This window comes from Streptomyces sp. NBC_01275 (assembly GCF_026340655.1).
Classification (GTDB): Bacteria; Actinomycetota; Actinomycetes; order Streptomycetales; family Streptomycetaceae; genus Streptomyces.
This window is the reverse complement of sequence record NZ_JAPEOZ010000001.1, coordinates 3,891,886-3,911,898: the sequence shown is the minus strand read 5'-3', so window position 1 is coordinate 3,911,898 and position 20,013 is coordinate 3,891,886. Positions and strand designations below refer to the sequence as shown.

Sequence of the window (20,013 nt, the reverse complement as noted above, 5' to 3'; positions counted from 1 at the left end):
TCCCGCCCTTCGGCGATCCCTGCATCCTTCATCGAGGCGTTGACCGCCCGACCCCATGACCGTTGACACGGGATGAACGCGGGCGCAGACTCGCGTCAAGTGATGGTGAAAAAAACTTCACCACGCGAACAACGTGCGAACGCCCTGCGAACGCCCCGCGAACATCCATGTGAAGGGAACGCCCGATGCGCACCACCGTCGGCATCATCGGCGCCGGCCCCGCCGGTCTGCTGCTCGCTCGTCTGCTGCACAACGCCGGGATCGACTCGGTCGTCCTGGAGAGCCGCGACCGGGACTACGTCGAGCAGCGGCAGCGGGCCGGGATTCTGGAGCAGGGGACGGCGGACGTGCTGCGGGCGGCCGGGGCCGGGGAGCGGATGGAGCGGGAGGGGCTGCGGCACGACGGCATCGAGCTGCGGTTCGCGAAGAAGCGCCACCGCGTCGACTTCCCCGCCCTCACCGGCGGGCGGTCGGTGACGGTCTACGCCCAGACCGAGGTGTGCAAGGACCTCATCGCCCTCCAGCTGAAGGAGGGCGGGCCGCTGCTCTTCGAGGCGGAGGCGCTCGCGGTCGAGGGAGCGGAAGGGGAGGCGGGGGACGGTCCGCGGGTGCGCTTCCGGCACGGAGGCGTCGAGGACGTTCTCGAGTGCGAGTACGTCGTCGGGTGCGACGGGTTCTGGGGAGTCGCGCGGCAGGCGATCCCCGAGGAGGTGACCCGGGTCTTCGAGCGGACGTACCCCTTCGGCTGGCTCGGGGTCCTCGCCGATGTGCCGCCCTCGCACGACGAGCTCGTCTACGCCCGCCACGACCGTGGCTTCGCCCTGCTCTCCATGCGCTCCCCGGCCGTCTCCCGTCTCTACCTCCAGGTGCCCGAGGGCACGGACGCCGGGGAGTGGAGCGACGACGAGATCTGGGACGAGCTGGAGCGGCGCTTCGAGACCGGCGACGAGTGGACGCTGGAGCGCGGGCCGATCACCCAGAAGTCCGTCACCCCGATGCGCTCCTACGTCCACGAGCCCATGCGGCACGGCCGGCTCTTCCTCGCCGGGGACGCCGCCCACATCGTGCCGCCGACCGGAGCCAAGGGCCTGAACCTGGCCGTCGGCGACGTCGTCACCTTCGCGAGGGCGCTGACGTACGAGAAGGAGACCGGGTCGGCGGAGCTGCTCGACGCCTACTCGGCCACCTGTCTGCGCCGCGTCTGGCAGGCGGAGCGGTTCTCCTACGACATGACGACCCTGCTGCACCGCGCCCCCGACGCCACTCCCTTCGAGGACCGGATGCAGCTGGCCCGGCTGGAGCGGATCGCCTCCTCGCGGGCCGCGGAGACCGATCTGGCCGAGGGGTACACCGGCTTCCCGTTCGGGTGATCGACCGGCCGGTCTCCGCGCGGTTCCGGACATGTCGCAGGTTGGTCATGAACGAGGCCCTCCTGTACCGGGAATCACGACGCCGCGTAGCGTGTTGCGCAGCACGACGAGGGAAAGATCCTCCCCAAGCACTAGGGTCAATCCTTTGCCTACCTATTACCCTGATGCCAAGGCCGCGCAGTGTGGCCATGGAGGAGTGCAATGAGGAGCAGAAACCCGGTCTTCTCGCGACGGGGGTTCAGCCGCGACAACGGCTACGCGGGCTTCAACGCCGCGCCGCAGGCCGGGGGTCCCGCTGTCGGCACGCAGGGCAACCCCTACGCCCAGCCGGCCGGCAATCCCTACGCGCAGAACCCCTACGCCCAGCAAGGCCTTCAGCAGGGCGCACCGCCCCAGGCCCCGGCCACCACCGGTCGTATGACCATGGACGACGTCGTCGCGCGCACCGCGACCACGCTCGGCACCGTGGTCGTCACCGCGGTGCTGTCGTGGCTGCTGCTGCCCGTCGACGAGGCCAACCTCAACAAGTCGTACGGCATCGGCGTCGCCGCCGGTCTGGTCGCGATGGTGCTGGCGTTCGTCCAGTCCTTCAAGCGGCGCCCGGCCCCCGCGCTGATCCTGTCGTACGCCGCGTTCGAGGGCGTCTTCCTCGGCGTGATCTCGTCGGCGGTGTCCACGTACATCGCGGACGGCGTGGTCGCCCAGGCCGTGATGGGCACGATGGCGGTCTTCGCCGGCGTGCTCGTGGCGTACAAGGCGGGCTGGATCCGCGTCAACCGTCGCTTCTACGGCTTCGTGATGGCCGCGGCGCTCGGCTTCGTCCTGCTGATGGCCGTGAACCTGCTGTTCACCGTCTTCGGCGGCGGCGACGGCCTCGGCTTCCGCAGCGGTCCGCTCGGCATCGTGTTCGGCGTCATCGGCATCCTGCTCGGCGCGTGCTTCCTGGCGCTGGACTTCAAGCAGGTCGAGGACGGCATCACGTACGGCGCCCCGCGCGAGGAGGCCTGGTTCGCCGCCTTCGGCCTCACGCTGACGCTGGTGTGGATCTACATGGAGTTCCTGCGACTCCTGTCCATCCTCAACAGCGACTGACGGTCGTGAGCGACGGCGGCTGATCCGGATCGGCCGCCTGTGACGGAAGGGCCCCGGGACTTCGGTCCCGGGGCCCTTCGTCATGTCTGGTCTCGTCTGGTCTCGTCTGGTCCGGTGCGGTGTCGTCCGGCGGGCGCGCTAGAGCAGTTTGCGCGCGGCCCTCCTCAGGTCGTACTCGTGGATGATCGCCTTGGCGTGCCCGTACGCGAGGTCGTACTCGTGCCGGAGCCAACTCACCCTCTCCTCGAAGCGGAGAGCGGGGCCTTCCTCGACGGTCCGCAGCCAGTCGGCTACTTCACGACCGGTGCAATGGGGGATGCGGGCGAGAATGTTGCGGTGGGTCTCCTCGGAGAGGACATGGGACATCGGCGCCTCCGAACGCAAAGGGGATGTAAGCCGGTCCTTCAGGTCACCGTGCCTGAGTGTTCGCCCGTTGGCAACAGTCCTGCCGGGGCGCGTACTCTCGCGGGGTGGTTGATACGACGCGACTGACCCGGGCCGTGGATCACTTCGCCGACCGCTTGCGGGCGGCGCCGCAGTCCCGCCTGCAGCGGGGGGCCGCCGCCGAGGCGCTGGGGCTGGCACGGGAGTTGGCCCGGTGGGCGCAGTCCGTCGAGGACCCTTCGGGCGAGCCCCGCGAGATGCCCGACGCGGGGATGTTCGCCGCCGCGGATCAGATCACGGTCGCCGTGCATGATGTGGCGCTCGTGCTGACGAGTGAGGACGAGGTGGCGCGGGCGCTGGCCCTGGTGGAGGAGGCGCAGAAGAGGGCGGGGGTCTGACCACCCCTGCGGCCCTCGGAGGCGTGGGAGCCCTCGGCTTGCTCCTCGGACGCGTGGGCGCCCTCGGCTTGCGCTACAGACTCGCTATGACCCGGTCCGCCAGGATGTACACGTTGTCCTCGCCGCACGCGAACGTCAGGGTGTACGCGCCCGAGATGCCCGAGCCGCCCAGCAGGAACGGGGTCTCGCCCGCGGCCAGTGCGGCGGACAGGCGTTCCGCCGTCTCCCGGTGGCCCGGGGTCATGCACAGGGTGGTGCCGTCGGCGAAGACGTAGACGTCGAGGGTGCCCAGCGGGCCCGGGCGGACGTCGGTCAGCTCGATCTGGGACGCGGCCAGTTCCTCGAGGGCGGTCACCGTGCGCTCGTGGTCGTTGACGACGGGCGACTGGACCGGGACGAAGTCCGGGTGCGAGGGGTGGCGGCGGCGGGCCGCGGCCAGTTCCGGGGACTCGCCCGCGAAGGGACCGCCCGCCGTGAACTCGTCGATGTCCGCGGGGTGCTCGGTCACCGGCTCCAGCGGCTCCAGGCCCACGAAGTCGGCCTGGCGGGGCAGGAACAGCTCGCTGTCCGGCAGGCCCAGCAGCGAGGGGGCGTCAGAGGCGTCACGGGCCTCCTGGGCGGCCCAGAACGCGCGCGCCTCGGCAAGCTCCCGCTCCCGCTCCTCGGCGAGCGCCTCGGCCACGGCAGCGCGTATCTCAGCGGTGTCGGCGGTCGTGCGGGCGGCCGGAACGAAGCCGCGCATCTCGGCGGCCGCGCTCGCGGCGGTCTCGGCGAGCTGGACGTGCAGGGCGGCGACCTGCTTGCGCAGCTGCAAGAGGGTGCGCAGGACGGCGACGCCCACGGCGCCCGTGGCGGCCGTGGTGACCAGCAACGCGATCGGCATGGCGCTCACTGACGTACTCCCGGTTCAAAGTCGACCCCCGACTTCCTACATCAGCTTGAAGGGCGGACTATCCAGCTGTCAGTGCGTAACGTCACGAAACGGGCAGGACTTTGGGCCCGGGGGTGGGTGCCGAATAGCGCTGAGCTGCGTAAATCCCTCCTCCGAGGGAGATAGGTCACATCCTGGGGGAGATTGGATCACAAAACGGCCCGGAGTCCAGGGGCTTCCCGAACTTCGGGCCGATCGGTCACGGCAGGTGCCGAAACGGTTACGCAGGGGTCCGCAAGGTGTCCGTCAGGGGTCTGTTCGGGGCTTCGAAGCGCTCAGCTGAGGCGCTCGATGACCATCGCCATGCCCTGCCCGCCGCCCACGCACATCGTCTCCAGGCCGAACTGCTTGTCGTGGAACTGGAGGGAGTTGATGAGCGTGCCGGTGATGCGGGCGCCCGTCATGCCGAAGGGGTGGCCCACGGCGATCGCGCCGCCGTTGACGTTCAGCTTCTCCAGCGGGATGTTCAGGTCGCGGTAGGAGGGGATCACCTGCGCGGCGAACGCCTCGTTGATCTCGACCAGGTCGATGTCGTCGATCGTCAGGCCGGCCCGGCGCAGGGCCTGGTTGGTCGCGTCGACCGGGCCGAGGCCCATGATCTCGGGGGAGAGGCCGGAGACGCCGGTGGAGACGATCCGGGCGAGCGGGGTGAGGCCCAGCTCGCGGGCCTTGGTGTCGCTCATGACGACGACCGCGGCCGCGCCGTCGTTCAGCGGGCAGCAGTTGCCGGCGGTGACCATGCCGTCGGGGCGGAAGACCGGCTTCAGGCCCTGGACGCCTTCCAGGGTGACGCCGGCGCGCGGGCCGTCGTCCCGGGAGACGACCGTGCCGTCCGGGAGCGTCACCGGGGTGATCTCGCGCTCCCAGAAGCCGTTCTTGATGGCTTCCTCGGCGAGGTTCTGGGAGCGGACGCCGAACTCGTCCATGTCCTGACGGGTCACGCCCTTGAGGCGGGCCAGGTTCTCGGCGGTCTGGCCCATCGCGATGTAGGCGTCCGGGACGAGACCGTCCTCGCGCGGGTCGTGCCAGGTCGTGCCCTCCTGCTCCGCGACGGCCGCGGTGCGGGCCTCCGCCTCCGCGAAGAGGGGGTTGTGCGTGTCGGGGAGGCTGTCGGAGTTGCCCTTCGTGAAGCGGGACACCAACTCGACGCCGGCCGAGATGAAGACGTCGCCCTCGCCGGCCTTGATGGCGTGCAGGGCCATGCGGCTGGTCTGCAGGGACGAGGAACAGTAACGGGTGATCGTGCAGCCGGGGAGGTGGTCCATGCCCATCTGTACGGCCACGATCCGGCCCAGGTTGTGGCCCTGTTCGCCGCCGGGGAGGCCGCAGCCGAGCATCAGGTCGTCGATGTCCCTCGGGTCCAGCTCGGGGATCTTGGCGAGGGCGGCCTGGATGATCGTGGCGGTGAGGTCGTCCGGACGCAGGTCCTTCAGGGAGCCCTTGAAAGCGCGGCCGATGGGGGAGCGGGCGGTCGAGACGATGACGGCTTCGGGCATCACGGCTCCAGTGGCGGGATGAGGGTGCGTACGGGTACGGCTGGCTCTTTGGGAAGTTACCCGTACGTATGGTCTGGGTCACGGTTGTTGTGGTGTGACCCTGACCGCACTTTCTAAGCGCTTGCTTGGGCCTCCGGCGGTGAGTCGAAGTCGTGCGGGTGGGCAGGGGGGCCTCAAACGCCGGACGGGCTGGTCGGCGACGCCGACGTCCGTTCCGCCTCCGGGACCCGCCGCCTGCGCCTTCGCTTCAGCAGGGCCCATGGGCCCCGAGGTCCCGTCGGCATGGCTGCCGTGACCTCCGTGCCGGCCTCCGACGCGGCCTCCGCCGCTGCTCGGGCGACCGGGAGGAAGCCCTCGCGGCGGGCGGCGTCCGGGTGCTCCTCCTCGGCCGGCCACAGGCCCAGGGTCGCGCAGACGGTGGGCAGGACGGCCATCGCGGCCGTCGCGTAGCCCTCCGCGGAGGGGTGGTAGTGGTCGGGGCCGAACAGCTCGCGCGGGTTCGCCTCGAACTCGGGGCCGAGCAGGTCGCCCAGGGACACCGTGCGGCCGCCCTGTTCGACGGTGCCGATGGTCTGGGCGGCCGCCAGCTGGCGGGAGGCCCGGCGGGCCAGCCAGCGCAGGGGCTGCGGGACCGGCTCGATCGTGCCCAGGTCGGGGCAGGTGGCGACGACGACCTCGGCGCCGGCCGTGCGCAGCCGTCGTACCGCCGCGGACAGGTGGCGGACCGAGCGGGTGGGGGGCATGCGGTGGGTGACGTCGTTCGCGCCGATCATGATCACGCAGACGTCGGGGGCCCGGTCGGGGGCGCCCACGAGCAGCGCGACCTGGCGGTCCAGGTCGTCGGACTGGGCGCCGGGGAGTGCCACGTTGCGGAGTTCCACAGGGCGTTCCGCCACCGCCGCCAGGCCGGAGGCGAGCAGTGCGCCCGGGGTCTGTCCTGAGCGCTGGACGCCCTGGCCGGCGGCCGTGGAGTCGCCCAGGAGGGCCAGGTACAGGGGTTCCGGGGCGGGGGCGCCCGGCGCGACGTACGTGCGGCCGTAGTGGCCGTCGGCCTGGGGGACGTGCGGATGCGCGCCGGTGCCGTTCACATGGCGGCGGGCCAGTTGCGCCTCCGCCAGCAGCAGTCCCACGACGGCCGCACCGGCCAGACCGATGCCTCCGCCGCCGTAGGCCGCGCCGGCCGCGATGCGCCGGGCCACTCTCGCCCTCGACATGCTCGTCATGCCTCGACGCCACCTCCCTCGTGTCCGTACAACCACTCCTTGCCCCGTACGGACCGTCGCCCAATCTCGACGAGGAGTGAACGTGTCGACGTGCCTTTAGGCTGGCGGGACCACTAAGACCACCGATTTTGCAAGCAACCGGAGACAACGGTGCAATTCCACGACTCGATGATCAGCCTCGTCGGCAACACCCCGCTGGTGAAGCTCAACAGCGTGACCAAGGGCATCCAGGCGACCGTCCTGGCCAAGGTGGAGTACTTCAACCCGGGCGGTTCCGTGAAGGACCGCATCGCCCTGCGCATGATCGAGGCCGCCGAGAAGAGCGGGGAGCTGCAGCCCGGCGGCACGATCGTCGAGCCGACCAGCGGGAACACCGGGGTCGGGCTCGCCATCGTGGCGCAGCAGAAGGGGTACAAGTGCATCTTCGTGTGCCCCGACAAGGTCAGCACCGACAAGATCAACGTGCTGCGCGCGTACGGCGCCGAGGTCGTCGTGTGCCCCACCGCCGTCGACCCCGAGCACCCGGACTCCTACTACAACGTGTCGGACCGGCTGGTGCGGGAGACCCCGGGCGCCTGGAAGCCCGACCAGTACTCCAACCCCCACAACCCCCTCTCCCACTACCACTCCACCGGCCCCGAGCTGTGGCAGCAGACGGAGGGGCGGATCACCCACTTCGTGGCGGGCGTGGGCACCGGCGGCACCATCTCCGGTACCGGGCGCTACCTGAAGGACGCCAGTGAGGGCCGCGTGCAGGTCGTCGGCGCCGACCCCGAGGGGTCCGTGTACTCCGGCGGGTCCGGGCGGCCGTATCTCGTCGAGGGCGTAGGCGAGGACTTCTGGCCGACCGCCTACGACCGGGACGTCGCCGACGAGATCGTCCCGGTGTCCGACAAGGACTCCTTCCAGATGACCCGCCGGCTGGCCAAGGAGGAGGGCCTCCTGGTGGGCGGCTCCTGCGGGATGGCCGTCGTGGCGGCGCTGCGGGTCGCGGAGCGGCTCGGCCCGGACGACGTCGTCGTCGTCCTCCTCCCCGACAGCGGGCGCGGCTACCTCAGCAAGATCTTCAACGACGAGTGGATGGCCGACTACGGCTTCCTGGAGGACGAGGGCCCCAGCGCCCGCGTCGCCGACGTCCTGAACGACAAGGAGCACGGCGCCATCCCGTCCCTCGTCCACATGCACCCGGACGAGACCGTCGGCGAGGCCATCGAGGTGCTGCGCGAGTACGGCGTCTCGCAGATGCCGATCGTGAAGCCGGGCGCCGGTCACCCGGACGTCATGGCCGCCGAGGTCGTCGGGTCGGTCGTGGAGCGGGAGCTGCTCGACGCGCTGTTCACCCAGCGGGCCTCGCTCTCCGACCCGCTGGAGAAGCACATGTCCTCCCCGCTGCCGCAGGTCGGCTCCGGTGAGCCGGTCGCCGACCTGATGTCCGTGCTCGGCACCGCCGACGCGGCGATCGTCCTCGTCGAGGGCAAGCCCACCGGGGTCGTCAGCCGCCAGGACCTGCTGGCCTTCCTGGCGAAGAGCGCGACGAAGTAGACGAAGGAGACGAGGGACGGGCGACGGGCCGGGGCCGGGGGCCGGCCCGGAGGCCACTTTCCGGGGCCCGGGGGCGGAACCTCCGGGAAACCTCCGGTGAACGGCCCGTCCTGGCGGCGAAGTTCCGTTTGTCTACCGAAACAGTGGACTTCGCGGAAGTGGTACGAGCGCGTCACGTCCACGCAGCACACGCTTAACACGCGTCCGGCATATTTGTGGGTGTCGGAAGGGCGGGAGCGGCTCCCCGCCCCACCGGCAACCGAACGGCGTCACGGACCTCCGGAGCGGCTCCCGGACCTCCACAGACGCCATGGACGCGCAAGCCCGGCCTGACCCGGCCCGCGTCCTTCGCGGGGACCGCCGTCGTCCCGCCCCCCGGTAACGGGGGTGCGGCGGTCCCCGCGCATAGTCTTCTCCCCGTCCGGCTTCTCTCTGCCGGCGTCTTCCCTGCGCTCAGTCCTCCCAGTCGCTGCTCTGGGCGGACTTCTCGCGTCGTCGGCCGCCGAACAGGCCCGGGTTGCTGCGGGCGGCCTGGACCGCGTTGACGCCGACGATGCCCGCCCAGGTGACGATCAGTCCGGGCAGATGCGCGGTGCCCGCGCCGATCCCGGACAGCGGGATCGCCAGCACCAGCGAGACGATGCCGAAGCCGAAACGTTCGGCCCAGGAGTCCGTGGCCCGCGGTGAGCGGGCGTCCCGGGCCGACGCCATCTGCTGTTCCGCGAACTGCCGGCGCACCCGGCGCTCGACCGCGCCGTCGATGCGCTGATCGACCTTCTCCAGGAACGAGTCCACCAGTGCGGACTCGTACTCCTCGCCCAGTTCCCTGCGCGTCTGCAGGGTGGCGTCGAGCTCCTTCTTCAGGTCGGCGTCCCGCGCGTCCATGGTGGTCTCCCATCCCGTCATGGACGTCCACGTTAGGGAGCGCGGACGCCGGCCGCACTGGGGATAGCCCCCCGGTCGGGGGTCGGGTTCGCCGCGAGGAGGACGCCCTGCGACTCCAGGATCGGGCGGTGGGCGCGGTCCACCCCGCTGATCCGGACCTCGATGCCCCGGCCGCGCTCGTGAGGGGGAGGCGCGGTTCAGGGGAGGAGGGTGACCAGGCCGGTGTCGAGGTCGAAGCGGGCCGCCGTCACCTGGGCCGACGTGAAGGCCGGGTCGGTGCTGATGGCGTCCCGGACCCAGGCGGTATGGGCCCGCATGGTGTGCTCGGCCCAGTCGCCGGGGACCGCGCGGGTGCGGCGGGCGGCCGGGGCGATCTCGTCCACGAGGAGTTCGAGGTGACCGGGGACGGGGGCGCCGGTGCGCAGATGGTCGAGGGTCGCGGCGACCGCCCCGCAGCGCTCGTGGCCCAGCACCAGCACCAGGGGGATGTGCAGTTCCTCGACGCCGTACTGGATGGATCCGAGCACCGCCTCGTCCAGCACCTGGCCGGCCGTCCTTATGCACAGCAGGTCGCCGAGGCCCTGGTCGAAGACCAGCTCGGGCGGGACGCGGGAGTCGACGCAGCCGACGACCACGGCGTAGGGGTGCTGCGTCTCGGCCAGCAGACGGCGGCGCCCGCCCCCCTCGTGGGGATGGCGGGCGTGGCCGACGGCGTAGCGGCGGTTGCCGGCGAGCAGCTCGTCGAGCGCGGCGCGGGCGGTGACCGGCGGACGGGGTCGGGCGTCGACGTCTGCTTCTGCTTCTGCTTCTGCGTCTGCGTCTGCGTCTGCGTCTGCGTCTGTTTCGGTTTCGGTTTCTGTTTCGGCTTCGGCTTCGGCGGTGGCGAGCGCGGGGGCGGTGGCCAGCGCGCCGACGGTGGCGACGGCGGTCAGAAAGGCCCTGCGGTGGGAGGCCATGACGCTTCCTCAGGAGGTGGGCTGGTAAAGCCCGTTCACCGTAAGCACCCGAAGAGTCACGCTGTGTGGCTGTTTAGCGACACTTGGTTGATTCGTTGTCAGATCATCGCCCTTGAGATACCGCCCCTTGATCCGTCTGCTTCGCCCGGTCCGTTCACTTCGTCAGCCCGTGCTGCTCGGCGTACGCGTTCGCCACGTCCTCCGGGTCCTTCTTGTCCTTGTCCACCTGGCGGTTGAGCTCGGTGAGCTGCTCGGTGGTCAGGACGTTGCCGAGCTTCGCGAGGGCCTTGCGGACGGTGGAGTCGGCCTTGCGGTCGGCGATGAGCGGCACGATGTGCTGGCCCGGGATCAGGTTCTCGGGGTCGGTGAGGACCACCCAGCCGTTGTCCAGGATGTCGGTGTCGGTGGTGAAGAGGTTCGCCACGTCCACGTCGCCCTTCTTCAGCGCGGCCTTGACCAGCGGACCGGAGGAGTCGAGCGACTTGAACTCCTTGAACTCCACGCCGTACACGTCCTTGAGGCCGACCACGCCGACGCGGCGCGTCTTGACCTCGGGGGCGGCGCCGATGACCAGCTTGCCGTTCAGCTTCTTGAGGTCGGCGAGGGAGGTCAGGCCGTACTTCTTCGCCGTCTCCTGGGTGACCGCGAAGGCGTCCGCGTCCTCGGCCCCGCCGTACGGCAGGACCTGGAGGCCGGCGGGCAGGGCGATGGTGAGGTCGTTCTGCATCTCGCCCTCCTCCGTCGCCGAGGCCTTGGGGTTGAGGTAGGTGAGGAGCGCGCCCTGGTACTCCGGCAGGAGGTCGATGTCGCCGCTCTTGAGGGCGGGGAACACGATCTCGCGGGTGCCGAGGTTGGGGCGGACCTTGACCTTCACGCCGGCCGCTTCGAGGGCGGCGGCGTAGAGGTAGCCCAGCACCTGGTTCTCGGTGAAGTTGGCGGTGCCTATGGTGACGCCGTCCTTGCTGGAGCCGCCGCCGGAGGCGGTCGTGCCCTCGCTGTCGAGGGAGGTGATGCCGCCGGCGCAGGCGGTCAGGGCGGGGACGGCGGCGGCCGCGAACAGGCCGCCGAGGACCGTGCGTCGGTTCATGCGTCGGTTCATGTCGGAGTTCCCTACGCGGTTCAGGCGGTGGTGGCGCGGTGGCGGAAGAGGAGGCGCTGGAGGCCGGCGAGCGCCGTGTCCAGGACGATGGCGACCGCGGCGACCAGGACCGCGCCGCCGAGCACCTGTACCAGGTCGCGCTGGGCCAGGCCGTCGAAGACATAGCGGCCCAGGCCGCCGAAGGAGACGTACGCGGCGATCGTGGCGGTGGCGACGACCTGGATCAGGGCGAGCCGCAGGCCCGTCATGATCAGGGGGAGGGCGAGAGGCAGCTCGACCTGGAAGAGGACCTGGTGGCCGCGCATGCCCTGGCCGCGCGCCGCGTCCTTCACGTCCGGGTCGACGGCCGTCATGCCCGCGTAGGTGTTGGTCACGATCGACGGGACGGCGAGGGCGACCAGCGCGACGTAGACCGGCCACATGGACAGGCCGCTGGCCAGGAAGACGAGCACCACCAGGCCGACCGTCGGCAGGGCCCGGCCGAAGGACGCCAGGTTGATGGCGAGGAACGCGCCCTTGCCGGTGTGGCCGATCAGCAGGCCGACGGGGAGGCCGATGACGGCCGCGATGAGGGTGGCCAGCAGCGAGTACTGGAGGTGCTCGGCGAGACGGTGCGCGATGCCGTCCGCGCCGGACCACTGGGAACCGCTGGTCAGCCAGGAGCCGAGGTTCTTGAAGAGTTCGTACATCAGGCGCGCCGCCTCTTCCACGGGGTGAGGACGTACTGGACACCGACCAGGGCCGCGTCCGCGACGACGGCGAGGAGGATCGTGAGGACCACTCCCGCGATCACAGGGGTGGGGAAGTCGCGCTGGAAGCCGTCGGTGAAGAGCTGGCCGAGGCCGCCGTCGCCGATGTAGGTGGCGACCGAGACGAGCGAGATCGACATGACCGTCGCGATGCGGACGCCCGCCATGATCACGGGGAGCGCGAGCGGGAACTCGACGGTGAGGAGCGTGCGCAGGGGGCGCGTGCCCATCGCCTTGGCCGCCTCCTTGGTCTTCGCGGGGACCGAGTCGAGGCCCTCGACCGTGTTCCGCAGCAGCACGACCAGGGTGTAGACGGTCAGGCCGATGACGGTCGTGGTGCGGGTCAGACCGCTGATCGGCAGGAGCAGCACGAAGATCGCGATCGACGGGATCGTGAACAGGACGTTCGACAGACCGAGCAGGAAGCCGCGCAGGGGGCGGACCCGGTGCGCGAGCACGGCCAGCGGCAGCGAGATCAGCAGGCCGAAGAAGACGGCGCTCAGGGCGGCCTGGAGATGGGAGATCGTCAGGCTGGTGAGGTCGTCGGTGTGGCTCGATATCCAGGACCAGTCGATGGTCATGCGGCCGCACCTGCCTTCGTGTGGGCCCTGGCCTGCGCGTGAGCGTTCCCCGCGTGGGTGTGGACGTCGTCGCGGGACGTGACGCCGGTGAGCACGCCGTCGGCGTCGACGCGGGCGATCAGACCGGTGGGGGAGGCGACGGACTCGTCGAGCGCGGCCAGCAGGGAGTCGCCGTCCTTCAGCGGCCGTACGGGGAGTTCGCCGTCCGCGGACTTCCAGTGCAGCGGCTTGCGGGCCGCGTCGAGGACGAGGGTCCAGGCGCCGCCCTCGGGGGTGGGGCCCTGCGGGACGTCCGCGAGGGTCGACAGCGACAGCAGCTTCAGACCGCGCTCGGCGCCGAGGAAGTCGGCGACGAAGTCGTCGGCCGGGCGGGCGAGCAGTTCGGCGGGGGCGGCGCACTGCACGAGGTGGCCGCCGGTGCGGAAGATCGCGATGCGGTCGCCGAGCCGGACGGCCTCGTCGACGTCGTGTGTGACGAAGACGATGGTCTTGTTCAACTCCTTCTGCAGCCGCAGGAGTTCGTCCTGGAGCTGGGTGCGCACGACGGGGTCGACCGCGCCGAAGGGCTCGTCCATGAGGAGCACCGGCGGGTCGGCGGCGAGCGCGCGGGCCACGCCGACGCGCTGCTGTTGGCCGCCGGAGAGCTGGTGCGGGTAGCGGCGGCCGGCGTCGGCGGAGAGCCCGACGGTCTCCAGCAGCTCGGCCGCGCGGGCCCGTGCCCTGCGGCGGCCGTGCCCCAGCAGCAACGGCACGGTGGCGACGTTGTCCAGCACCGTGCGGTGCGGGAAGAGGCCGGCCTGCTGGATGACGTAGCCGATGGAGCGGCGCAGTTCGGCCGCGTCCTGGCGGGTGACGTCCTTGCCGCCGACCCGGATGGTGCCGGAGGTCGGCTCGACCATCCGGTTGATCATCCGCAGGGTGGTCGTCTTGCCGCAACCGGAGGAACCGACCAGGACGGTCACGCCGCCTTCCGGCATGTCGAGGGTGAGGTCGTGGACTGCTGTCGTGCCGTTGGGGAAGCGCTTGTGCACCGCGTCGAACTGGATCATGAGATGTCCCTTGCCCGGCTGTATAACGTCATGCAGAGTTCTTGGTATCTGAATAGCTTGTCAACGGTTCGGTGTTAATCCGAGGTAACGGATGGCCGACAGGCGAGATCGAGTGTCTGGATTGAGGGGAGTTTGGGGCCTTATGTCGTCTCAGATCGTGGACGCGCCTTATGCCTCGGACGCCGTGCACAGCGGCCTGGTCGTCCTCGACGGAGTCGCCCTCGGCGTCGCGGACGTCGTACGCCTCGCCGACGGGACCGCGCGGCCGGTCCCCGGCAGCGACGCGATGCGCCGCATGACGGACGCCTGGGACGCCGCCCGGCAGATCGCCGTCACCGGGCGCGTCTACGGCCGCTCCACCGGCGTCGGCGCCAACCGGAACGAGGACGTGCCCACCGAGGCGGCCGCCGAGCACGGCCTGCGCCTGCTGCGCAGCCACGCCGGCGCGATCGGCGAGGAACTGCCCGCCCGGCAGGTCCGCGCCATGCTCGCCGTCCGCGCCAACCAACTCCTCGCCGCCGGCGCCGGCCTGCGCCCGACCGTCGTCACGGCCCTGTGCGAGGCCCTGGAGAGCGGCGCCCACCCGGTCGTCAACGAGTTCGGCTCGGTAGGCACCGGCGACCTCGCGGCACTGGCCCAACTGGGACTGGCGCTGGTGGGGGAGCATCCCTGGCGGGCGGCGGACGGATCCGGTGGGGCGGCCTCCGGCGGGGCGGGGGTCTCCGGTGGTGCGGGGGTCGGGGTCTCCGGCGGGGCGGGGGTCTCCGGTGGTGCGGGGGTCGGGGTCTCCGGCGGGGCGGGCGTCGGCGGGGCGCCCGCGCCTCAGCAGCTCGACAACAACGACGCCCTCGCGCTCATCAGCAGCAACGCCCTCACCCTCGGGCAGTCCGCGCTCGCCCTGCACGAACTGCGGGGGCTGCTGGAGGCCACCCAGGTCGTCGCCGCACTGTCCCTGCTCGCCGTGGACGGCTCGCACGAGGCGTACGCCGCTCCCGTGCACACCGCCCGCCCGCACCGCGGCTCCACCGAGGTGGCCCGCCGGATGCGGGAGCTGATCGGCGCCGCCGACCGGCCGACACCACCGCTGGGCCGCGTCCAGGACCCCTACGGCTTCCGTTGCCTGCCCCAGATCCACGGCCCGGCGCACGACGCCGCCGACGCCCTGGAGGAGGTGGTCGCCATCGAGATCAACGCCGCCGCCGAGAACCCCCTCATCTCCCCGCAGGACATGGCCGCCTACCACCACGGCGGCTTCTACCAGGCCCAACTCGCCCTCGCCCTGGACCACTTCAGGCTGTCCCTCACCCAGGTCGCCCGCCTCTCGACGTCCCGGCTCTCCACCCTCAACGAGCCCGCCTACACCCGGCTGCGCCCCTTCCTCGCCGACGCCGAGCCCGCCTCCTCCGGCGTGATGATCCTGGAGTACGCCGCCGGCGCCGCCCTCGGTGATCTGCGGGCCTTCTCCGCGCCCGCGTCCCTCGGCCACGCTGTACTCTCCCGGGGCGTCGAGGAACAGGCCAGTTTCGCCTCGCTCGCCGCCCGGCAGACGCTGCGGGTCTGCGCCGCGTACCGTCTCGTCGTCGGCTGCGAACTCGTCGCCGCCGTACGGGCGCTGCGCCAGCGCGAGCTGCGGCCCGAGCCGGGGCTGCCGGCGGCCCGGGCGCTGGAGCTGGCCGAGGCGGTGCTCGACGCGGAACAGGCCGACCGGCCGCTCACGGACGACGTGACGGCGGCGGCCCGACTGCTGGACCGGTTCACGGACATCTGGAGGGGGAGCGGGGCATGAGCGCGGAGATGGGGACGAGCGCGGAGACGGAGCTGGGCGCGGGTGTGTCCGGTGCGGGCGGGCCCGGCGCGGGCACGACTGGCGGGAGTGGTGCGGATGCCGGTGTGGAGGCCGGCGTGCCGGACAGTCCCGCCGCTCGGCTGCAGGCGTTGTTCGAGGGGCACCGGCTGACGCCGACCCAGCGGCGCATCGCGCACAGCATGGTGCGGCGCGCCGCCGACGTGCCGTTCCTCTCCAGCGTTGAGCTGGCCGAACTCGCCGGGGTCAGCCAGCCGTCCGTGACCCGCTTCGCGGTAGCCCTCGGCTTCGACGGCTACCCCGCCCTGCGCAAGCACCTGCGCGAGGTCGCGCCCACCGAACAGACGGCGGGCTCGGCGTCGTACAACGAGTACCAGCAGGCCGTCGAGGCCGAGATCGAGAACCTGCGGCACCTCGCGGAGCTGCTTGCCGACCCGCGGCCGGTGCAGAGGGCGGGCCGGCTGCTGGCGGCCTCGCGGCCGCTGGCGGTGCTCGGCCTGCGCGCCGCCGCCTCCCAGGCGTACGGCTTCGCGTACTTCGCCGCCAAGGTCCATCCGGACGTCCGGCTGCTGAACGAGGGCGGCACGATGATCCACGACCGGATCGACGCCGCCGTACGGGCCGGCGCCTCGACGCTGCTGTGCTTCGCGCTGCCCCGGCATCCGCGCGAGGTCGTGGACACGCTGGCCTATGCGAAGGAGGCCGGGCTGAGCGTGGTGACGGTCGCGGACTCGGCGTTCGCGCCGGTCGCCAAGGTCTCCGACCTGCTGCTGCCGGCCGCCGTCGGCACGGGCCTCGCCTTCGACACCGCGTGCGCGCCGATGCTGCTGGGCCGCGTCCTGCTGGAGGCGATGTGCGACGACCTGCCCGACGCGCAGGCCCGCCTGGAGGAGTTCGACGCGCGCGCGGCGGCACGGGGGCTGTTCGTGGAGTAGGCGCGCTCTCAGACTGGTCTCACGTTCACTCGTTAGCGTGACCGGTCAATGAGACTTGCCTGATCCAGGAGGAGGCGGAAGGTGGCACGCGGAGGTCAGGGGCTGGCCCGGGTGGCCGTCGTCGTACGGGCCGGGGCCGCGCCGTTGTGGTGGTGCGGAGTGTTCGCGGCGGGGGTCGGCGTACTGCCGCCCGGCGTCACGGGCCGTCGGATCGGAGTCATGGCGGGGGCCGCACTGTTCGTCGTGGCCCTCGCCGTCGTGGCGTTGCGCGGCCGCAGGCGCTATACGGGGCTCGCCGCGAGCACCGCCCGCGCGAGCAAGCACGACGTGCTCCAGGACCGGGCGGTGACCGTCCGCGCCTGGCGCCGGGGCCACCGCTGGTGGCTGCTGCTCGCCTTCGCTGCGGCGCTGGGCAGCTCCTTCGCCGTGCCCGCGACTGCGGGCCTGCTGCTCGCCGGCTGCGGCGCCGGGCTGCGGCTGAAGGCCGCCTGGCTCGGCCGGCGCGAGCGGGACGGGGACGCGCTGCTGTGGGTGCGCGTCGACTGGCTGGACCGGCGCGGCGGCCGCCCGGCGGGCAAGGCCGTCAAGGCGTACCGCAGCACCGGCGTCGCCGCGGGCGACGCGGCCCCGGGCGGGGCCCGCCGCCGCACCGCGGCTCTGGTCTGACCGGTCCTGAGGGTTTCTAGACCTCCAGGTCCTCCTCGATCTTCTTCAGCTGGTGGCGGGCCATCGCCAGATTGGCCCGCTTGGCGTCCAGGACGAGGTAGAGGAACAGTCCGTTGCCGCCGCGGCCGCTGATCAGCCGGAGCAGGTGGTACTGGTCGGAGAGGGTGATCAGGATGTCCTCGATCTGCGCCTTCAGTCCGAGATGCTCCATGGTGCGCATCTTGGCGCGCACCACGTCGGTGTTGCCGGCGGCGGCGACGTTGAGGTCGAAGCCCTTGCTGCCGCCCAGCGTGCCCAGCGCCATGCCGCTGGTGTAGTCGACGAGCGCGACTCCGGTCGCGCCCTCGATCGAGGCGAGACACTCTTTCAGTGTGGTTTCGGTGTTGGCCATGACGTTGCTCCTCGGTTCCTAACTTTCCGTGGTGGTGCGCGCGTTGGTGGTCGCTGAGCCGCGCGCCGATCTGGTCCGTACGGTGGGGGTCTTGGCGGGCGTCCGCAGGGGCGCCTTGGCAGGTGTCTTCGGCGGGGCGGGGACGGCGGGCTTCGGCTCCCGCGCTCTCGCTTCGCGGGCCTTCGCCTCCAGCGCGTCGACGAGCTCCCCGATGCGGGCGCCGGACCGGCGGCCCTCCAGGTGCAGCCGGCCGACGTTGACCCGGTCCTGCGCGAGCAGCGTCAGTACGGCGCTGTCGCCGGCCGCGTAGGTCGCCACGTAGCCGTACGCGCCGCGCACCAGCAGCTCGCGCAGGTCGCCCCGGCCGGTCGTGTCCGCCATCCGCACCGCGACGCCGAGGGCCGCGGCGGTGAGCGCGGCGAGGACCTCCGGTTCCACGCCGGGCGTGTCGTGGGCGAGGACGAGGCCGTCCACGCCGGCCGCCAGCGCGCCGGTCAGCTGGGGCACGCGGGCCCGCAGCCGCCGCAGCTCGTCGAGCAACTCCGGCTCGGCCGCCATCAGCTCTCTCCTCTCGGCGTTCTCGGACCTCTCGGCGCGTGCGGCGCTTCCGGTGCGCGTCGTGTCTTCGGCGTGTGTCGTGTCTGCGGCGCGTGCGGGGTCTGCGCCGCGTGCGGGGTCTTCTGCGTCCGGGGTGAGGGCGGCGCCTGTGGTGAGGGCGGCGCGCTCGGCCGGTACGGCGTTCTCGGTGCGCGGTCGCTGCCGGTCAAAGGGCCTCCAGCGCATCCCTGAGCCTCTTCAGCAGCGTGATGTCGGGGTCGTTGACGCGGGGCAGGGAGACGCCCGGCGGGTGGTCGGCGGTGGGTGACGCCGTGGGTGACGCCGTGGGCGACAGGGGGGACGGCGGCTGGGACGGCGGCTGGGACGGCGGTATGAGGGGCGGCGGCAGGTGGGGCAGGGGCACATGCGGCACGGGCCCATGGGCCGGGGGCGGCGGGAAGAGGGCGGTCAGCAGGCCCGCGGCGGCCAGCCGGCGGACGTCCACCAGGGTGTGGAAGGCCAGCCGGCCCAGCTCCCGGGCGATGTCGGAGGCGGTGCGCACGCCGTCCACCAGGGCCAGTACCGCGCTCTGCCGGGCGGTCGGCGCCGGCGCGGCGACGGCCTCGGCCCGCCGCAACGGCGCGCCGTCGGTCAGCGGATCCGGCCACAGCCGGTGCAGCAGCTCGCGCCGGCGCACCGTCTCCCGCTCCAGGGCGTCGACCGGGACCGGTTTGAGCGCGCCGAGCCAGTGTCCGGCGCCGTACCGGAAGCGGCCGGGTGTGCTGCTGGGGGTGAGCGCGAAGTACGCGGCGTCGTACAGCGCTCCCAGATGGCACAGCTCCAGCGCCCCGCGCGGGATCCGGTCGGCGTCGAGCAGCATCCGGGCGGCGCCGTGCTCCTCGTCGGCCCGGTCCACCGCCTGCCGCCAGGAGTCCGCGTCGAGCGTGCCGTGCGTCAGCAGCAGTACGTCGAGGCCGGGGGCGAGGGGACTCTCGGCGTGCACCACCCGCCCGTCGGCGAGATAGAGCGAGCCTCGCTCGCGCTCCAGGACGCCGGTGGCCCGCTCGGCGGCGAGCCGGGTCAGCATCGGCGACAGCCCGCTGCCCGGGAGGCCCTGGGTCGCCGTCTTCTCCCGCACCGGCAGCCGGGGCGGCGGGGTCGTGCCCGGCGGGGTCGTCTCCACCATGGTCATCCCAGCACCAGCCGTCCGGCCATCTCGCCCAGCCGGATCCGGGCCAGCGCGAGATTGCCGTCCGACCGGGCCAGCCACACGTGCAGGAACACACTGCTGTCGAAGGACGTCGGCACGAAGCGCAGGACGTGGTAGCTGTCCCGGTTGCTGATGATCAGGTCCTCGACCGGGGGGTCGGCGGCCTCCTCCGTGTCGTCGTCCGGCGTGAACGCCCGCTGCTCGGCGGTGAGCCGCGCGACCTCCGCGGCCTCGGCGGCCGCGGCCTCGTGGTCCCCGCCCGGGAACTCCCCGACCGCGCCCAGCGCCAGCCCGCTGGTCCAGTCGACCAACGCGGCTCCCCGTGCCCCGGGCAGCCGCATGGCCTCCAGTAGGCACTCGTCGATTCCGGGCACCGTGGCTCTCCCCTCCCGCCTGCGGTTCGGCTGAGTGATGAGGAGGCTACGCAACGTATGCGCGAGGGGTGAGTCTTCTGGCATTTTCCAGCGGAACATGCGCTGAGTGGCTAGGGTGTCTCGGCTGACCCCGATTCCGGCCGCTTCAGTCCCCCTCGGCCCCCTTTCAACACCCGACCCACCGGCGCGCGTCAAGGGCGCGCGAGCTGGGGATGGGTGGTGAGTACGAAGGTGTGCGCCCCTTTCGCTCGACCCCTCGGGGGATCCCTCCCGCCCCTTCGGCCCGCCTTTCCCGCCTTCCCTCCCGGTCCCCGCCCCGCCCCTCGACCGGCTCCATCCCG

21 protein-coding genes are annotated in these 20,013 nt (G+C 71.9%); 7 read left to right on the top strand and 14 right to left on the bottom strand.

Annotated features, from left to right (window positions below):
- The first annotated feature begins 185 nt into the window (after positions 1–185).
- A complete protein-coding gene (locus OG562_RS17095; RefSeq protein ID WP_266398482.1) occupies positions 186–1,370 on the top strand; it encodes a 4-hydroxybenzoate 3-monooxygenase in 1,185 nt (394 codons plus the stop codon).
- A gap of 201 nt (positions 1,371–1,571) precedes the next feature.
- Positions 1,572–2,462, top strand: coding sequence for a Bax inhibitor-1/YccA family protein (locus OG562_RS17090; RefSeq protein ID WP_266398481.1), 891 nt, complete (start codon positions 1,572–1,574; stop codon positions 2,460–2,462).
- Between the two features lie 138 nt (positions 2,463–2,600).
- Here the strand turns inward: OG562_RS17090 and OG562_RS17085 are convergent, their stop codons facing one another.
- Entirely contained in the window at positions 2,601–2,828 is a 228-nt protein-coding gene (locus OG562_RS17085; protein WP_266398479.1) for a DUF4287 domain-containing protein, read from the bottom strand.
- A 134-nt stretch (positions 2,829–2,962) separates the two neighbouring features.
- Between OG562_RS17085 and OG562_RS17080 the strand changes: the two genes are divergently transcribed.
- The gene (locus OG562_RS17080; protein ID WP_266409326.1) at positions 2,963–3,244 is read left to right on the top strand and encodes a hypothetical protein; all 282 of its coding nucleotides are present in this window, start codon (positions 2,963–2,965) and stop codon (positions 3,242–3,244) included.
- 73 nt (positions 3,245–3,317) lie between these two features.
- Here the strand turns inward: OG562_RS17080 and OG562_RS17075 are convergent, their stop codons facing one another.
- From OG562_RS17075 to OG562_RS17065, 3 genes are all read right to left on the bottom strand, one after another.
- Positions 3,318–4,127, bottom strand: a complete 810-nt coding sequence (locus tag OG562_RS17075; protein WP_266409324.1) for a hypothetical protein — start codon at positions 4,125–4,127, stop codon at positions 3,318–3,320.
- 323 nt (positions 4,128–4,450) lie between these two features.
- The gene (locus OG562_RS17070; RefSeq protein WP_266398478.1) at positions 4,451–5,671 is read right to left on the bottom strand and encodes an acetyl-CoA C-acetyltransferase; all 1,221 of its coding nucleotides are present in this window, start codon (positions 5,669–5,671) and stop codon (positions 4,451–4,453) included.
- Positions 5,672–5,844: 173 nt separating this feature from the next.
- A complete protein-coding gene (locus tag OG562_RS17065) occupies positions 5,845–6,894 on the bottom strand; it encodes an SGNH/GDSL hydrolase family protein (protein ID WP_266398476.1) in 1,050 nt (349 codons plus the stop codon).
- A gap of 150 nt (positions 6,895–7,044) precedes the next feature.
- Here OG562_RS17065 and OG562_RS17060 point away from each other — a divergent pair, with 150 nt between their 5' ends.
- Positions 7,045–8,436: a cystathionine beta-synthase gene (locus tag OG562_RS17060; RefSeq protein WP_266398474.1), complete on the top strand. Its 1,392-nt coding sequence runs from the start codon at positions 7,045–7,047 to the stop codon at positions 8,434–8,436.
- Between the two features lie 453 nt (positions 8,437–8,889).
- Here the strand turns inward: OG562_RS17060 and OG562_RS17055 are convergent, their stop codons facing one another.
- From OG562_RS17055 to OG562_RS17030, 6 genes are all read right to left on the bottom strand, one after another.
- On the bottom strand, positions 8,890–9,321 hold the full coding sequence (locus OG562_RS17055; protein ID WP_266409322.1) for a hypothetical protein: 432 nt from the start codon (positions 9,319–9,321) through the stop codon (positions 8,890–8,892).
- Positions 9,322–9,518: 197 nt separating this feature from the next.
- The gene (locus tag OG562_RS17050) at positions 9,519–10,277 is read right to left on the bottom strand and encodes a carbonic anhydrase (RefSeq protein WP_266398471.1); all 759 of its coding nucleotides are present in this window, start codon (positions 10,275–10,277) and stop codon (positions 9,519–9,521) included.
- Between the two features lie 154 nt (positions 10,278–10,431).
- Complete coding sequence (locus OG562_RS17045; RefSeq protein WP_266398469.1) at positions 10,432–11,364, bottom strand: ABC transporter substrate-binding protein; 933 nt, start codon at positions 11,362–11,364, stop codon at positions 10,432–10,434.
- 32 nt (positions 11,365–11,396) lie between these two features.
- Positions 11,397–12,065, bottom strand: a complete 669-nt coding sequence (locus OG562_RS17040; RefSeq protein WP_266398467.1) for an ABC transporter permease — start codon at positions 12,063–12,065, stop codon at positions 11,397–11,399.
- Entirely contained in the window at positions 12,065–12,706 is a 642-nt protein-coding gene (locus OG562_RS17035; RefSeq protein ID WP_266398466.1) for an ABC transporter permease, read from the bottom strand. The genes OG562_RS17040 and OG562_RS17035 overlap by 1 nt, the downstream gene beginning before the upstream one ends.
- Complete coding sequence (locus OG562_RS17030) at positions 12,703–13,755, bottom strand: ABC transporter ATP-binding protein (protein WP_266398464.1); 1,053 nt, start codon at positions 13,753–13,755, stop codon at positions 12,703–12,705. Before OG562_RS17030 ends, OG562_RS17035 begins: the two co-directional genes overlap by 4 nt.
- 142 nt (positions 13,756–13,897) lie before the next feature.
- Between OG562_RS17030 and OG562_RS17025 the strand changes: the two genes are divergently transcribed.
- From OG562_RS17025 to OG562_RS17015, 3 genes are all read left to right on the top strand, one after another.
- On the top strand, positions 13,898–15,541 hold the full coding sequence (locus tag OG562_RS17025) for an aromatic amino acid ammonia-lyase (protein WP_266398461.1): 1,644 nt from the start codon (positions 13,898–13,900) through the stop codon (positions 15,539–15,541).
- Between the two features lie 104 nt (positions 15,542–15,645).
- Positions 15,646–16,494: a MurR/RpiR family transcriptional regulator gene (locus tag OG562_RS17020; protein WP_323187655.1), complete on the top strand. Its 849-nt coding sequence runs from the start codon at positions 15,646–15,648 to the stop codon at positions 16,492–16,494.
- Positions 16,495–16,575: 81 nt separating this feature from the next.
- Positions 16,576–17,160 (top strand): hypothetical protein, encoded by a 585-nt coding sequence (locus OG562_RS17015; RefSeq protein ID WP_266398456.1) that lies wholly within the window; start codon positions 16,576–16,578, stop codon positions 17,158–17,160.
- Between the two features lie 16 nt (positions 17,161–17,176).
- Here OG562_RS17015 and OG562_RS17010 read toward each other — a convergent pair whose 3' ends face one another.
- The 4 genes from OG562_RS17010 to OG562_RS16995 all read right to left on the bottom strand — a co-directional run bounded on the left by OG562_RS17010 (position 17,177) and on the right by OG562_RS16995 (position 19,672).
- On the bottom strand, positions 17,177–17,551 hold the full coding sequence (locus OG562_RS17010) for a hypothetical protein (protein WP_266398454.1): 375 nt from the start codon (positions 17,549–17,551) through the stop codon (positions 17,177–17,179).
- An 18-nt stretch (positions 17,552–17,569) separates the two neighbouring features.
- Complete coding sequence (locus OG562_RS17005) at positions 17,570–18,109, bottom strand: roadblock/LC7 domain-containing protein (RefSeq protein ID WP_266409320.1); 540 nt, start codon at positions 18,107–18,109, stop codon at positions 17,570–17,572.
- A 205-nt stretch (positions 18,110–18,314) separates the two neighbouring features.
- Positions 18,315–19,280, bottom strand: coding sequence for a transcriptional regulator (locus tag OG562_RS17000; protein ID WP_266398452.1), 966 nt, complete (start codon positions 19,278–19,280; stop codon positions 18,315–18,317).
- Positions 19,277–19,672: a hypothetical protein gene (locus OG562_RS16995; RefSeq protein ID WP_266398450.1), complete on the bottom strand. Its 396-nt coding sequence runs from the start codon at positions 19,670–19,672 to the stop codon at positions 19,277–19,279. Before OG562_RS16995 ends, OG562_RS17000 begins: the two co-directional genes overlap by 4 nt.
- Between the last annotated feature and the right edge of the window lie 341 nt (positions 19,673–20,013).

Bases quoted from the DNA above. Each gene is read 5' to 3' on its own strand.
- OG562_RS17095 (WP_266398482.1), top strand. From the start codon at position 186: ATGCGCACCACCGTCGGCATCATCGGCGCCGGCCCCGCCGGTCTGCTG.
- OG562_RS17090 (WP_266398481.1), top strand. From the start codon at position 1,572: ATGAGGAGCAGAAACCCGGTCTTCTCGCGACGGGGGTTCAGCCGCGAC.
- OG562_RS17085 (WP_266398479.1), bottom strand. From the start codon at position 2,828: ATGTCCCATGTCCTCTCCGAGGAGACCCACCGCAACATTCTCGCCCGC.
- OG562_RS17075 (WP_266409324.1), bottom strand. From the start codon at position 4,127: ATGCCGATCGCGTTGCTGGTCACCACGGCCGCCACGGGCGCCGTGGGC.
- OG562_RS17070 (WP_266398478.1), bottom strand. From the start codon at position 5,671: ATGCCCGAAGCCGTCATCGTCTCGACCGCCCGCTCCCCCATCGGCCGC.
- OG562_RS17065 (WP_266398476.1), bottom strand. From the start codon at position 6,894: ATGACGAGCATGTCGAGGGCGAGAGTGGCCCGGCGCATCGCGGCCGGC.
- OG562_RS17055 (WP_266409322.1), bottom strand. From the start codon at position 9,321: ATGGACGCGCGGGACGCCGACCTGAAGAAGGAGCTCGACGCCACCCTG.
- OG562_RS17050 (WP_266398471.1), bottom strand. From the start codon at position 10,277: ATGGCCTCCCACCGCAGGGCCTTTCTGACCGCCGTCGCCACCGTCGGC.
- OG562_RS17045 (WP_266398469.1), bottom strand. From the start codon at position 11,364: ATGAACCGACGCACGGTCCTCGGCGGCCTGTTCGCGGCCGCCGCCGTC.
- OG562_RS17040 (WP_266398467.1), bottom strand. From the start codon at position 12,065: ATGTACGAACTCTTCAAGAACCTCGGCTCCTGGCTGACCAGCGGTTCC.
- OG562_RS17035 (WP_266398466.1), bottom strand. From the start codon at position 12,706: ATGACCATCGACTGGTCCTGGATATCGAGCCACACCGACGACCTCACC.
- OG562_RS17030 (WP_266398464.1), bottom strand. From the start codon at position 13,755: ATGATCCAGTTCGACGCGGTGCACAAGCGCTTCCCCAACGGCACGACA.
- OG562_RS17025 (WP_266398461.1), top strand. From the start codon at position 13,898: ATGTCGTCTCAGATCGTGGACGCGCCTTATGCCTCGGACGCCGTGCAC.
- OG562_RS17010 (WP_266398454.1), bottom strand. From the start codon at position 17,551: ATGGCCAACACCGAAACCACACTGAAAGAGTGTCTCGCCTCGATCGAG.
- OG562_RS17005 (WP_266409320.1), bottom strand. From the start codon at position 18,109: ATGGCGGCCGAGCCGGAGTTGCTCGACGAGCTGCGGCGGCTGCGGGCC.
- OG562_RS17000 (WP_266398452.1), bottom strand. From the start codon at position 19,280: ATGACCATGGTGGAGACGACCCCGCCGGGCACGACCCCGCCGCCCCGG.